The organism is Bacillus sp. FSL R5-0659 (assembly GCF_038008785.1).
GTDB lineage: Bacteria > Bacillota > Bacilli > Bacillales > Bacillaceae > Bacillus > Bacillus safensis.
This window is the reverse complement of record NZ_JBBOZU010000001.1, coordinates 3410325-3423287: the sequence shown is the minus strand read 5'-3', so window position 1 is coordinate 3423287 and position 12963 is coordinate 3410325. Positions and strand designations below refer to the sequence as shown.

At 41.4% G+C, this 12963-nt stretch carries 12 protein-coding genes; 9 read left to right on the top strand and 3 right to left on the bottom strand.

Annotated elements, in window-relative coordinates; genetic code table 11:
* The first annotated feature begins 228 nt into the window (after positions 1–228).
* The 6 genes from NSQ72_RS17765 (at position 229) to NSQ72_RS17740 (ending at position 8126) form a co-directional block, all read left to right on the top strand.
* On the top strand, positions 229–1617 hold the full coding sequence (locus NSQ72_RS17765; protein ID WP_039182351.1) for a sucrose-specific PTS transporter subunit IIBC: 1389 nt from the start codon (positions 229–231) through the stop codon (positions 1615–1617).
* Positions 1618–1636: 19 nt separating this feature from the next.
* Positions 1637–3094: a sucrose-6-phosphate hydrolase gene (locus NSQ72_RS17760; protein ID WP_341084853.1), complete on the top strand. Its 1458-nt coding sequence runs from the start codon at positions 1637–1639 to the stop codon at positions 3092–3094.
* A 730-nt stretch (positions 3095–3824) separates the two neighbouring features.
* The gene (locus NSQ72_RS17755) at positions 3825–4913 is read left to right on the top strand and encodes an amidohydrolase family protein (RefSeq protein ID WP_075612108.1); all 1089 of its coding nucleotides are present in this window, start codon (positions 3825–3827) and stop codon (positions 4911–4913) included.
* Between the two features lie 173 nt (positions 4914–5086).
* Positions 5087–6427 carry an MFS transporter gene (locus NSQ72_RS17750; RefSeq protein ID WP_341084851.1) on the top strand — a complete coding sequence of 447 codons (1341 nt, stop codon included), beginning with the start codon at positions 5087–5089 and terminating at the stop codon, positions 6425–6427.
* Positions 6428–6643: 216 nt separating this feature from the next.
* The gene (locus NSQ72_RS17745) at positions 6644–6898 is read left to right on the top strand and encodes a hypothetical protein (RefSeq protein ID WP_041087697.1); all 255 of its coding nucleotides are present in this window, start codon (positions 6644–6646) and stop codon (positions 6896–6898) included.
* A gap of 154 nt (positions 6899–7052) precedes the next feature.
* Complete coding sequence (locus NSQ72_RS17740) at positions 7053–8126, top strand: chitobiase/beta-hexosaminidase C-terminal domain-containing protein (protein WP_058838489.1); 1074 nt, start codon at positions 7053–7055, stop codon at positions 8124–8126.
* A gap of 49 nt (positions 8127–8175) precedes the next feature.
* Here NSQ72_RS17740 and NSQ72_RS17735 read toward each other — a convergent pair whose 3' ends face one another.
* Entirely contained in the window at positions 8176–8985 is an 810-nt protein-coding gene (locus NSQ72_RS17735) for a bifunctional hydroxymethylpyrimidine kinase/phosphomethylpyrimidine kinase (RefSeq protein ID WP_341084847.1), read from the bottom strand.
* A 125-nt stretch (positions 8986–9110) separates the two neighbouring features.
* Entirely contained in the window at positions 9111–9425 is a 315-nt protein-coding gene (locus NSQ72_RS17730) for a general stress protein (RefSeq protein ID WP_039182334.1), read from the bottom strand.
* Between the two features lie 128 nt (positions 9426–9553).
* On the opposite strand from NSQ72_RS17730, the gene NSQ72_RS17725 reads away from it, so the two are divergent.
* Both NSQ72_RS17725 and NSQ72_RS17720 read left to right on the top strand, forming a co-directional pair.
* Positions 9554–10381: a glycosyltransferase gene (locus NSQ72_RS17725; protein WP_064498857.1), complete on the top strand. Its 828-nt coding sequence runs from the start codon at positions 9554–9556 to the stop codon at positions 10379–10381.
* Positions 10378–11058 carry a uracil-DNA glycosylase gene (locus tag NSQ72_RS17720; RefSeq protein ID WP_039182328.1) on the top strand — a complete coding sequence of 227 codons (681 nt, stop codon included), beginning with the start codon at positions 10378–10380 and terminating at the stop codon, positions 11056–11058. Before NSQ72_RS17725 ends, NSQ72_RS17720 begins: the two co-directional genes overlap by 4 nt.
* A 33-nt stretch (positions 11059–11091) precedes the next feature.
* On the opposite strand, the gene NSQ72_RS17715 is transcribed toward NSQ72_RS17720, so the two are convergent.
* Positions 11092–12450 (bottom strand): aldehyde dehydrogenase, encoded by a 1359-nt coding sequence (locus tag NSQ72_RS17715; RefSeq protein ID WP_341084845.1) that lies wholly within the window; start codon positions 12448–12450, stop codon positions 11092–11094.
* A 170-nt stretch (positions 12451–12620) separates the two neighbouring features.
* Here NSQ72_RS17715 and NSQ72_RS17710 point away from each other — a divergent pair, with 170 nt between their 5' ends.
* Positions 12621–12953, top strand: coding sequence for a YwdI family protein (locus NSQ72_RS17710; RefSeq protein WP_039182322.1), 333 nt, complete (start codon positions 12621–12623; stop codon positions 12951–12953).
* The last annotated feature ends 10 nt before the right edge of the window (positions 12954–12963 follow it).

The following is a 12963-nucleotide window of genomic DNA, read 5'->3' as shown; positions in this document are numbered from 1 at the left end:
AATAAGTAATGAATCCAATAAGACTTTTTTATTTGAAATTTTTTTAGAATGCTAGTTGACGCATGTCACAGTCTTATACTATGATGAAAGCGTCATCAAAATTTGATATCGCGGGATTGTGACTGTCAGGCAGGCAAGACCTAAAATTTGCGTAACGAGGGGACGTGTATGTCCTTTGCTCGTTGGTGAATTTTAGGTCTTTTTTGCTTTAAAAAAGGAGGAGACATCATGGATTATCAAAAAACAGCCAAAGAATTAACAAGTCTGTTAGGCGGCAAGGAAAATGTCATCAGTGCCACACATTGTGCAACAAGACTCAGATTGGTGGTGAAAAATGAGGATTTGATTGACAAAGAGGCTATTGAAGAACTTGAAGGAGTGAAGGGGGCTTTCTCAAGTTCAGGGCAATTTCAGGTGATTTTTGGAACTGGATCTGTCAACAAAGTGTATGAACCATTTGCTCGTGAGACTGGTCTCGAGACAGGCGACGAGAAACAAAAGCCTGTCAGCCATGATGAAGCAGTGAAACAAAAAATGAATCCACTTGCGCGTTTTGCAAAGACGTTATCGAATATTTTTGTACCGATCATTCCAGCAATTGTGGCAAGCGGTTTATTAATGGGTCTCTTAGGAATGATGAAAGCCTTCAAATGGGCTGACCCAAGCTCTGCGGTCTTCCAAATGCTTGATATGTTCTCAAGTGCAGCCTTTATCATTTTGCCGATTTTAATTGGGGTCAGTGCAGCGAAAGAGTTTGGCGGAAATCCATATTTAGGAGCCGTCATTGGGGGAATTATGATTCACCCGAATCTGCTTAATCCGTGGGGATTGACGGAAGCAAAACCAGAATATATGCATTTATTCAATGTTGATATTGCTCTTCTTGGTTACCAAGGGACGGTTATTCCAGTGTTATTGACCGTATATATCATGTGTCTTGTTGAGAAGAATTTAAGAAAAGTGGTTCCGAACAGTATTGATTTACTTGTGACCCCATTTGTGACGGTGATTGTAACTGGATTTGTGACGTTTATTGCAGTTGGCCCGCTTGGAAGAATGCTTGGTACAGGAATTTCGAATGCGCTGACGTTTATCTATGACCATGCAGGGTTCTTAGCAGGACTCATTTTCGGCGGTGCTTACTCTTTAATTGTGCTGACAGGGGTTCATCATAGCTTCCATGCGATTGAGGCAGGATTGCTGAATGATATTGGACGTAACTATTTGCTGCCAATTTGGGCAATGTCCAATGTCGCGCAAGGCGGGGCAGGATTGGCTGTCTTTTTCTTAGCCAAGCGTGCAAAAACAAAAGAAATTGCCCTTCCTGCTGCCTTCTCTGCTTTTTTAGGAATTACCGAGCCTGTTATATTCGGTGTAAACCTTCGCTACCGTAAACCATTTATTGCGGCGATGATCGGAGGCGCATTGGGCGGGGCATTCGTCGTTTTCACGAAGGTAGCCGCCAATGCTTATGGTTTAACAGGCATTCCAATGATTGCGATTGCAGCACCATTCGGTGTTCAAAATGTGGTCAATTATGTGATTGGTATGTTAATCGCTGTTGCTGTTTCATTTATTCTCACCATCATTTTTAAAGTAAAAGAAGTCGAAAAATAATCAAGGGGTGGTCACAGTCATGACAACAACTGACGCAGCACTTCGTCAAAAAATAGCAGAACGTATTCGAAACTATGAGCATTTGGTTAAAAAGGATGTGTACCGGCAGCATTTTCATTTGATGCCGCCAGTTGGTCTTTTAAATGATCCGAATGGGCTGATTCAGTGGAAAGGAATTTATCATGTTTTTTATCAGTGGCAGCCATTCAAAACGGGGCATGGTGCAAAATTCTGGGGGCATTATACATCGACAGATCTAGTGAATTGGCATCACGAAGAAGCCGCTCTTGCCCCAAGTGATTGGTTTGATCAAAACGGCTGTTATTCTGGCAGTGCATTTATAGACGATGGGCAGATGCATGTGATGTACACTGGAAACGTTCGGGATGAACAAGGGAACCGTGAGACGTATCAATGTTTAGCTGTTTCAGAGGATGGCATTCATTTTCAGAAAAAAGGTGTCGTGGCAACGCTGCCGGAAGGTTTCACTGCCCATTTTCGAGATCCAAAGGTATGGAAGAGGAATGGTCAGTGGTACATGGTCCTTGGTGCACAAAGCTTAGATCTGAAAGGACACCTTGTTTTGTTTACCTCTGATACGTTAGAGAAGTGGACGTTTCAAGGCACGATTGCAGGCAGTGGAAAGAATGGTTTAGACAATTTCGGCTATATGTGGGAATGTCCAGACCTGTTTGAATTAGACGGCCGGGATGTATTGATTGTGTCACCGCAAGGGCTCAAGCCAGATGGTTTAAAATATCACAATACCCATCAATCAGGTTATTTTGTTGGGAGATTGGATGATCATACCTATCAATATACGCATGGAGCGTTTGAGGAGCTGGATCGCGGCTTTGACTTCTACGCCCAGCAAACCTTTCTAGACGAATCAGGCAGACGTCTTTTAATCGGGTGGATGGGGGTGCCTGATCAAGGAGAAGAGCATCATCCGACGATTTCTTATCAATGGATACACTGCCTCACGATCCCGAGAGAGCTCCGTTTAGATGATGACGGACATCTCATTCAAAAACCAGTAAGTGAACTTCAATCCATGCGGACCAATGAACAAGAGCATGTTTTTCATATTAAACGTTCTGTTCATTCTATCCCTGTAGATGATATTACGAGCGCAGAGGTATTCATTGATCAAATTGACACACAGAAAGGGTTTGAATGCTGTATCCGTGCAGCTGCACGGATCATCTATGATAAAGAGGAAGGGAAGCTGACATTAGAACGGGATCGATTTGAAGATCGATCAAAAGAAGTTCGTGAAGCGGTCATAGAGGAATTACACGACCTGCATATCTTTATTGATGCATCGTCGATTGAGATTTTTGTAAACGGAGGCCAAGAAGTTTTTACTGCACGTTACTTTCCTTCCCCGGGAAATAAATCAATCTCCATCAGTGGAAGAAATGAAACAAAGCTGACATTGAAGACATGGCATTTACAAAAAGAAGCAGGTCGTTGATCCGAACCCTACATGTGATGATTAATATGATGTGAAATTAAAAGTAACCAAAAACAGCACGGCATATAAAAAAGGGAGATTCAGAGCCGTCTGCACGATTGATAGAAAGGTTTGATGAATACATTTCTCTATCAGATAAGCGAGGTGCGGGAAATTGGGTACCCCAATACCGCATCCTCATTTTATTCCACTGTCATAAGTGGAATTTTTATTTTCATTGTTTTTTTGCTTTTGGACCAATGGTAATCACAACGTCTACATATCCCTCGCCATCAATTCCATTATATTTTCCGGAAAACGATCGTTTCCCATTTGCTTCACTGTTCGTTTTACTTTATCTGCTGTTCTTTATAAAAAAGGTTTACTTTATTAAGTATGAGTGATAACATACATTTAAATTGTTGGTAATAAACATTACTCTTATATAAAAAATAGTAATTTTTATTACATAGGATAAATCATAAAAATTTTTTTGAGGTGCGTGATAATCCTTTTGGGATAGGGGTTGCATCATTCATTATATTTTTTGAAAGCGCTATCTTATTGATTTGTGTATGGAAATGAATCTCTTAGTTGATTGTTTCTACTATCCAAAAAGAAGAGGAGTGTATGTTGGTCAGTGATTTAGCACAGTGGTTGGATGTTATCAAGGCATGTAAAAAAGATGCTATTGTTAACAATTAAATAAACGAATCTATTATATCAATATGAAGTTAAGGGGTGTATTTGCATGGGAGTATGGAATTTTAAAGGCGGTTCTATTTGGTCAGAAAAGGGATTCATTCCAAATAAGTCTACAAGAATAACAGTTACTCATGAGGATGATAGGGATATTCATTTATCTGAATCTAGCGTAATTGTACCAGGACTAGTCGATTTTCATTGTCATTTATGGGCACCTGGAGCGGAGATTGGTGTGACAGATAAACAATATCTCTCCTCAGGAGTAACGACAGTTGGGGACGCAGGTACTTTTGGCTATGACGGATGGGAGGAAGCAAATCGTTATTGGGAAAAGAGCCCATTAACAGTTCGTTCTTGGTTATCAGCCTTACCAGAAGGGCTAACCAATCATCCCAACCCTAACCCAACCAAGCCAGAAAGTATTTCGTTGGATCGAATAGTTGAAGTTGCATCTTTAGCTGATGATCGTTTATTAGGAATTAAGATTCGCTTAGGTCAGGTGGATATAACGACTGACCGGTCTTTATTACGCTTAGCAAGAGAAGCAGCCGATCGAACTGATTTACGAATGATGGTTCATTTAACTGAAACTAAACTAGATATTGAAGAGGTAACACAATATTTTAATAAAGGGGACATTCTCACTCATCCATTTCAAGGAAGGGATGGAAACGTGTTAAATACTGCCGGGAAGGTAAAAAAAGAATTTCTAGATGCAGTAGAAAGAGGGATAGTATTAGATATCGGTCACGGTAGAAAACACTTTAATTGGAATGTTTTTTATAAATGCTTAGCTGAAGGAATTAAACCAGATACGATCAGTTCAGATTTAACAAGCGCGTCATGGAGAAAATACCCCGTTTATAACATGAGCTACATCATTTCTAAAATGATTGTAGGTGGACTGTCTCTAGATGAAGCTTTTAGAACCGTTCTGGTAACAGCTCCTAAATTGTTAGGAATTGACGATTTTACTTTTACTCCAAATAACCTTGTGGTTCTGGATTCTACTTCTACTGAGACTGCTTTTCCTGATGTAGATGGAGAAACGGTGTTAGGTAACATTAATTATCAACCGAAACACTTAATATTTAACGGTATACCAGATATTGAGAGCGTTTCTAGTTGGAAATAAACGTTTTGACACGATGAAAGAAGATATATTTCATTTTGTTCGCTGTCTTGAGGAAACAACAGAAGGGTAAATGGAGATACTCTTAGACATCTTACAGAAGCGTAAGAGTATCTCTTTATTTTTTAGATAAATGTAAGCGTTATCAAAATTTCTTTTTAAAAGGAGGAATTTGATTGGAAAATTCTCAATTGAATTTCGAAAAGAAGACGATTCGAAAGGTGACACGAAGAATTATCCCGTTACTATTTTTACTCTATATTATTTCTTATCTAGACAGGGCAAATGTGGGATATGCTGCATTGGAAATGAATGAAGCACTAGGACTAACAAGTAAAATGTTTGGTCTTGTGACAGGTATTTTTTTTATTGGTTATTTTCTCTTTGAAGTACCAAGTAATATTTTAATGCAAAAATTTGGGGCAAGAGTTTGGATTACTAGGATACTCTTTACTTGGGGAATTATTTCTATGGCAACTGGGTTTGCTCAGAATGCTACCCAGCTCTATATCATTAGATTCCTTCTTGGAATAGCAGAGGCAGGTCTATTTCCAGGTATTATTCTATACCTTACTTATTGGTTTCGAGCTAAAGAAAGAGCAAGTACAATTGCGATGTTTATGACAGCAATCGCCGTTTCTTATATTATAGGAGCTCCCGTTTCTACTTTAATTATTGATCATATTCATTGGATGAATGTGCCTGGTTGGCGTTGGATGTTTATTATCGAAGGCGCACCTGCTGTTATTTTAGGGTTTGTTACATATTTCTACTTAACAGACCGGCCAGAACAAGCAAAGTGGCTAACAGCCGAAGAAAAAAATTGGTTGATTTCAGAATTAAGAAAGGACGAGGAGCTACGAGAAAAGAAAGGCCAACAAACAACTAGTCATAAGACGGCCTTGACTGATCCTAAACTGTGGTACCTCGCCTTAATTTACTTTGTATATACTGCAGGTACACTGGGGGTTGGATATTGGATGCCCCAAATTATTAAAGGCTTATCTAGTTATTTATCAAACACCCAGATCGGCTTCATTGCTACAATCCCTTACATTATTGCTTCAATCGTCATGAATTACTGGTCAAGACGCTCAGATCGCACTGGTGAAAGACGTATGCACACAGCTTTACCATTACTCGTAGCTGGTTTAACGTTACTCAGTGTAGGAATGGTATCCAATCCATTTATTGCAATGGTTTTCATCACCATATCATTGGCAGCCATGTATTGTTTTAAAGGTCCTTTTTGGTCATTACCCACTATGATATTGAGTCCAGCCACAGTAGCTGTTGGAATTGCAGTCATTAATTCAATTGGAAGTCTAGGAGGTTTTGTTGGCCCTTATGCAGTTGGATGGCTAAAAGATGCTACAGGAAAAATGCAAGCCGGCTTGATTTTCTTAAGTATTATTTTAATAATAGCTTTCATATTAGTATTAGCGATGAAATTTGAGCAAAAAAGAACTGCCTTCAAGAGTCAGAAGGAAATAGGGGAAATCCGGCTTGAAAAATAATTTGTCTACAATATGAGCAGATCAATGATCTGCTTTTTCTAGTGAAATCAGCCTGTATCTTAAGGTCTATATCGTGTATATACAAGGTTGGCCTAAAGCGGTTTGATGACGTTTTACATATATGATAACAGGTGGAATTATGGTATCATTTTAAAATATATACAGCTGAGGCTGACGTTTATCCAAATGCGGTAGGACAAAAAAGGGGTTGTTTACTTGAATTCAAAACAGCAGCCGACGACTAGAAAACGCTTGGAGACAATGGCAGATCATGTTGAAGATAAACGTGAAGAATATAAAGAATTGCTCATTCAAGTTCAATCTATTCTCGGTGAACCTTCTTTAGAGCAGGAAGAAGTGAAAGAGAAGCTGACAGATACGTATAAACAAATGAAAGAATATGCTTTATTTGTTGAATCTATCGAAGCCTTTATTCGAAAAATGGCGAAAGAGTCCGATCAGCAAAAATAGGCATTCATGAATGGATAAAAGAGTGTACTCGGTTGCGGGTATGCTTTTTTGTTTCGGTCAGATTATTCAGAAATTTAAATGAAAGCGTTGACATTCTTATTGTCATGATAAATAATAAATAAAAATTCATCTGAGCATGTACAGGAGGAACGATATGAACCATACAACCAAGAAATGCCTGATCACCTTTATGATTGTCCTATTTTCTATGAGTTTTCTTTTTCCTTCCATTTCTTCTGCCCGAAATCATACGTCGTATGCTGCATCAACTGCTTCAGTCCCGTCTGGTCAATATTATCGTTCACAAGAGGTAGCTCTGCATTCTCACGTTCAAAAAGCTTCTCTTTATTACACAACAGATGGCAGCCAGCCGACAACTCAAAGTCAGTTGTACAAAAAGCCCATACATATCGAAAAAGATACGACTTTAAAAGTAAGCGTTTACAAGAAAAACCACCGCCTTTCCACGTCTACATACAATTATCGGTTTGTCACACGAGAGGACATTGCATCATCTTTTTTATCTTTCGAATACAAAGGAATGCCTTATCGGCTGTATATTCCAAAAAATCGTAAGAGGGGTAAAGCCTATCCTCTCGTCCTGTTCTTACATGGAGGCGGTGAGAGGGGAACAGACAATCAAAAGCAGTTACTTGCGAATGATGGTGCAGTTTTATGGGCTTCCCCTGAAGTCCAAAAGAAACATCCTTCGTACGTATTAGCCCCTCAGGCGCGAAATGCTGTGGATGGAGGCTTTGCATTAACAAGAAATTTGCAAAATGAAATCGATCTGACAAACGTGTTTCAATTTTCACCGGATTTACACAAAGCTTATGATGTCCTTCAGCATGTGTTAACTTCTTATCAGATTGATCAGAAAAGGATTTATGCGACGGGTTTATCACAAGGTGGATTTGGCACGTACCAGTTGAACATCACATATCCTCGTTTGTTTGCAGCGATGATTCCTATTGCGGGGGGTGCAGATCCAAGCAAGGCAGGAATTTTAGCACACAAGCCGATATGGGCATTTCATGCAGAAGATGATTCCATTATCCCTATCAGCTATGCGAGAAATACAATTCAAGCTATTCAAAAAGCAGGCGGAAATCCGCTTTATACGGAGTACGCAAGCAAGTATGGATATGACCATGCATCATGGACGCCTGCTTATGAGACGCCAGGCTTAACCGATTGGCTGTTTGCACAGAGACGCAGCTTTCGATAAACAAAAAACCGATTCACCTACTAACAAGGCGAATCGGTTTTTTTCTGTTTTATTTGTCAAAACGATGAGCAGAATGCTTTGTTGGTCCGATGTATTCGTTTAGCTGGAAAGAGCCTTTGATGGCAGCAGTGATGAATTCTTTTGCTGCATAAATGGCTTCTTTCACGTCTGATCCATTTGCTAGTTCAGCTGTGACTGCTGCTGAGAATGTGCAGCCTGCGCCGTGTGTGTATTCTGTGTCGATTTTATCTGTTTCAAGGCGTTCGAAGGTTTGTCCATCATAAAGCAAATCGAGGGCTTTGTCCTCGCTTAGCTTACCGCCTCCAGTGATGACCACATATTTTGCACCAAGTTCGTGAATGCGTTTTGCTGCTTCTTCCATTTGTTCAATCGTTTTGATCTCGCCGATTCCGCTTAATTGACCTGCTTCGAAAAGGTTAGGTGTAATAACGGTTGCCAGTGGCGTGAGCTTCTCGCGCAATGCTTCCGCGTGCTCTGGGTAAAGGACTTCGTTCGCACCCTTACAAACCATAACAGGATCAATGACGACATTTTTTAGGTCGTATGTTTTGATGGTGTCAGCTGCAAGCTCGATCACGTCGACGGTTGGGAGCATACCCGTTTTCAGTGCATCTACACCAATGCCTTCAACAATGGTAGAGAGCTGCGCGCGAATCGTCGCCGTATCAATTGGAAACACCTGATGATCCCAATGATTATGAGGGTCCATTGCAACGACAACGGTTAAAGCTGTCATCCCGTAGACGTTTTTTTCTTGAAACGTTTTTAAATCTGCTTGGATACCTGCACCGCCGCTTGAATCCGAACCTGCGATGGTGAGTGCTTTATTCATAGACATAGTTGCTGAACCTCCAATGTGATGTGTAACAGTTATTGTTCTATCCCTTATTATAATCAGCTTTTCCATTTATCACAATGAAACGGCATAAAAAAGCGTTCCTCTCTTCGGAACGCCTTTCTTTCTTACCTTTTACAAATCACCAATTTCCCTTTTTTCAGTTCGTCTAAAAGGGTTAAAGCTAACTCTTGATCGGCGCCAACTGACATCATTTTGGCCATCAGTTCATCATCCCGGGTGCGAATGACATTGGCGACTTGATCCAAAATCCCTTGATCGACCGCAGTCATGCTTTTGGCGTCTGTATACTCCGTTACGGTATCAGAGCGTTCTGGGTCGTATGCAAAAACAAAAACAGCGTCCTTTGTTGAACCCGATGAATGAAAGTGGTCGATGGCCTGTTTCGCTTCTTTACTATTCTCAGCCGTGATATATTCCATGATCATCACTCCTTTTCATCAAAAATTCCCATTTTTTCATCAAATCAAACCGCCTTTTATATCATGAGAAGAAAGCCAATTTATGTTTTAATGGAAAAAGACGAATCTATTAAAGGAGTAAGCTGCATATGAAGATTTCCTTATTAATTGTGACACATAACCGGCTCAGTGCACTGTGTGAGCTGCTTGAATCCATTACAAGACAAACCGTACAGCCTTTTGAAATTGTCGTCGTCAATGATGCAGGAGAGCGAGTCGACATCATTCAGGAACTTTACCCTGAGCTTCCGATCCGCTTGATTCATTTAGATGAGAATGTCCAGCATGTGAATGCCAGAAATGTGGGGGTGCGGGAGCTGACAGGCGACATCATCATGCTGAGTGACGACGATGATTACTTCACACCTTGTCATATCGAACGCATGAGCAAGGCGCTGGAAAATGCCGATTTTGTCTTTTCTGATGCAGAAATTGTGTCATTTGAAGAAAAAGGCGCGACCCGCTTCCCGTTGTCGAGACGTTTGTTTGCTTATACAGCGGACATTGAGGATATGCGTGTCTTTTCTACATATGTTCCTTCCGGCAGTATGTACAAACGCTCTATACACGATGAGATTGGCTATTTTGATCCAGCGATGCATCATTATTGGGACTGGGACTTCTTTTTACGTGTATCACAGCATGCCCGAGTCAAACGAGTACCGGCTGCCAGCGTGATCTATGCGTTTTTTGACGGCGGTGGAAATCAGTCTAGTGATCTTGGTGAAACAAGGAAGAACTACCTAGATGATTTAAGTGAAAAGCATGATTTAGGCGACCTGCCAACAGCGAACTTTGCTATATTATTAGAAGAACCAGCGATGAAAAAACGAGAATCAGAGAGTGAGATTGTGTGGGATGGAAAACCGATGATCTCCAGACTAGCGCAGCAAGTAGAAGGAGGAAAACCACAATGAAGCCATTTTTAAATGATAGCTGGTGGGCTGTGATGAAAAGTGAATTTGAACAGCCATATTATCAGGAATTACGAGAATGGATGAAGGAAGAATATCGCACGCAGACCGTTTTTCCAAAACCAGATGACGTGTATCGTGCCCTTCATTTGACGTCATATGAAAAGGTCAAAGTGGTGATTTTAGGACAAGACCCTTATCATGGCCCAGGGCAGGCACATGGATTAAGCTTTTCTGTTCAGCCAGGCGTCAAACACCCGCCATCTTTGAGAAATATTTTTCAAGAACTAAAGGATGATCTTGGCTGTCCTGTTCCAAACCACGGCTCACTTGTCAGCTGGGCAGAGCAGGGTGTGCTGCTCTTAAACACTGTGCTGACTGTGAGAAAGGGAGAGGCGAATTCGCATAAAGGCAAGGGCTGGGAACGTGTGACAGACCGCGTGATTGATGTGCTGAATGAACGTGATCAGCCTGTCGTTTTTGTGTTATGGGGCAGACATGCTCAAAACAAGAAAGAACGCATTGATCAAAACAAGCATTACATCATTGAGTCACCTCATCCAAGTCCTTTTTCTGCAAGAAACGGCTTTTTTGGCAGCCGGCCGTTTTCAAAGGTAAACACGTATTTAAAGCAAATGGGATTCGAAGAAATCAATTGGTGTATCAAGGATATTGAATGAAAATAGGACGAGGGGAGAGCCCCTTCGTCCTGTTTATTTTAAAAATTTGCGGACCAAGTCGAGTCCGTTTTTCGCATTTGGATAACGGAAGGAAAAATCGAAGCGGTTCGTTTGACGCAGGACGCTTTTTTCATGCGTAAAAGTAAAGAAGCTTTCCTTCCCGTGATATCGTCCCATGCCGCTTTCGCCGACGCCTCCGAATGGCAGGTAAGGTGTAGCGACATGCATAAGCGTGTCATTGATACATCCTCCGCCAAATGAGAGGTTGTCTAGAATATACGATTCTGTTTCTTTATTTGTTGTAAATAAGTAAAGCGCCAGCGGCTTTGGCCTTGCTTTGATCATATGCGCTGCCTCATGCAGAGAATCAAAGGTCATGACAGGCAGGATCGGTCCGAAAATTTCCTCCTGCATGACGGGGTCTTCCCAAGTGATGTCGTCTAAAATGGTCGGAGCGATTTTGAGCTCCTGTTCATTGCGTTGTCCACCTGTGACGATCGTTCCATTTGAGAGAAATTGTGTGAGTCTGTCAAAATGACGCTGACTGACATTTTTTCCGAAGTGCGGATGTGTTTCGGGATGTTCACCATAAAAGTCACGGATACAGGCCGTCATTTCTAGCAAAAGTTTCTCTTTGATGGATTCATGAACGAGCAAATAATCTGGTGCAATGCAGGTTTGCCCTGCATTGGTGAATTTTCCAAAGGTGATCCGCTTCGCTGCCAGTTTGATGTCGGCATCAGGCATGACGATGCAGGGGCTTTTTCCGCCAAGCTCAAGTGTGACAGGGGTCAAATGCTTTGCGGCGGCTTCCATGACGACTTTGCCGACTGCCACACTTCCAGTAAAGAAGATATAATCAAAGGGCAGCTTCAGCAGCTCTGTACTGACATCGACACCGCCCTCTACAACAGCCGCATGGTCTTCTTGAAATACACGTTTGATGATAGTGCTGATCACTTGTGAGACTGCCGGCGTCAGCTCAGATGGTTTTAAAATCACGGCATTTCCCGCAGAAATCGCGCCGACTAATGGAGAAAGGGCCAATTGGAAAGGATAGTTCCAAGGAGCAATGATGAGCACACTTCCATAGGGCTCCTTGATGATCATGCTTTTCGATCCGATATGAGTCAGCGGTGTTTTCGCGCGTGTTGGCTTCGCCCATTTGTGAAGGTGCTTGATGGTATGATTGATTTCTTCATACACCATCCCGATTTCTGTTGTATAGGCTTCCTGTTCGGATTTATGCAAATCATGGGCTAAGGCCTGTAAAATATCCTTCTCATGCTGTTTGATTGCTGCTTTTAAGTCTTGAAGAATGCGGATGCGTTCTTGAACCGCCGGCTTCTGAAAGACTTTTTGTTTCTGAAATAGAGCAGTGAGCTTGTCCATTATTCAATCCTTTCATAGACGATTTTGTTTCTTTTATTATGTGTGAATGATGGTGACGGGTCAAATAAGAGAGTCGTGAGCGCACTGCTTTGAAAAAATGAACCCATTTGGTTTGTTCATTTGGTAAAATAATGTTGAAAAGAGATTTTTTTAGATTGGAGGGTCTACCCTTGAATATTCATATATCAAGCCTGCTTCAAAAAATGGAGGAAGCGGTTCAAAAAGCAAAACAAAGTGGAAATGATGAAGAGGTGAAACGTCAAGTGGCGGCGATTTCTTCACTATGTGATGTCATTCTCGACGCACCATCACAGGTGCAAATGCCGCAGTCGCCGGTCATCTCACCACCTCCATCGATACATACACCATCAGCGCCATCTGTGTCTACAGATCAAGCCATGCTGGAGAAACTCATGGGCACAAGTGGCGCGAAGAAATTTCAGCAAAATGATGAGGGTCAAAAAGAGAAGGACGGGAACGGCGACTCTATTTTTGATTTTTAATGGTCTTGTC

Bases quoted from the DNA above. Each gene is read 5' to 3' on its own strand.
- NSQ72_RS17765 (WP_039182351.1), top strand. From the start codon at position 229: ATGGATTATCAAAAAACAGCCAAAGAATTAACAAGTCTGTTAGGCGGC.
- NSQ72_RS17760 (WP_341084853.1), top strand. From the start codon at position 1,637: ATGACAACAACTGACGCAGCACTTCGTCAAAAAATAGCAGAACGTATT.
- NSQ72_RS17755 (WP_075612108.1), top strand. From the start codon at position 3,825: ATGGGAGTATGGAATTTTAAAGGCGGTTCTATTTGGTCAGAAAAGGGA.
- NSQ72_RS17740 (WP_058838489.1), top strand. From the start codon at position 7,053: ATGAACCATACAACCAAGAAATGCCTGATCACCTTTATGATTGTCCTA.
- NSQ72_RS17735 (WP_341084847.1), bottom strand. From the start codon at position 8,985: ATGTCTATGAATAAAGCACTCACCATCGCAGGTTCGGATTCAAGCGGC.
- NSQ72_RS17730 (WP_039182334.1), bottom strand. From the start codon at position 9,425: ATGGAATATATCACGGCTGAGAATAGTAAAGAAGCGAAACAGGCCATC.
- NSQ72_RS17725 (WP_064498857.1), top strand. From the start codon at position 9,554: ATGAAGATTTCCTTATTAATTGTGACACATAACCGGCTCAGTGCACTG.
- NSQ72_RS17720 (WP_039182328.1), top strand. From the start codon at position 10,378: ATGAAGCCATTTTTAAATGATAGCTGGTGGGCTGTGATGAAAAGTGAA.
- NSQ72_RS17715 (WP_341084845.1), bottom strand. From the start codon at position 12,450: ATGGACAAGCTCACTGCTCTATTTCAGAAACAAAAAGTCTTTCAGAAG.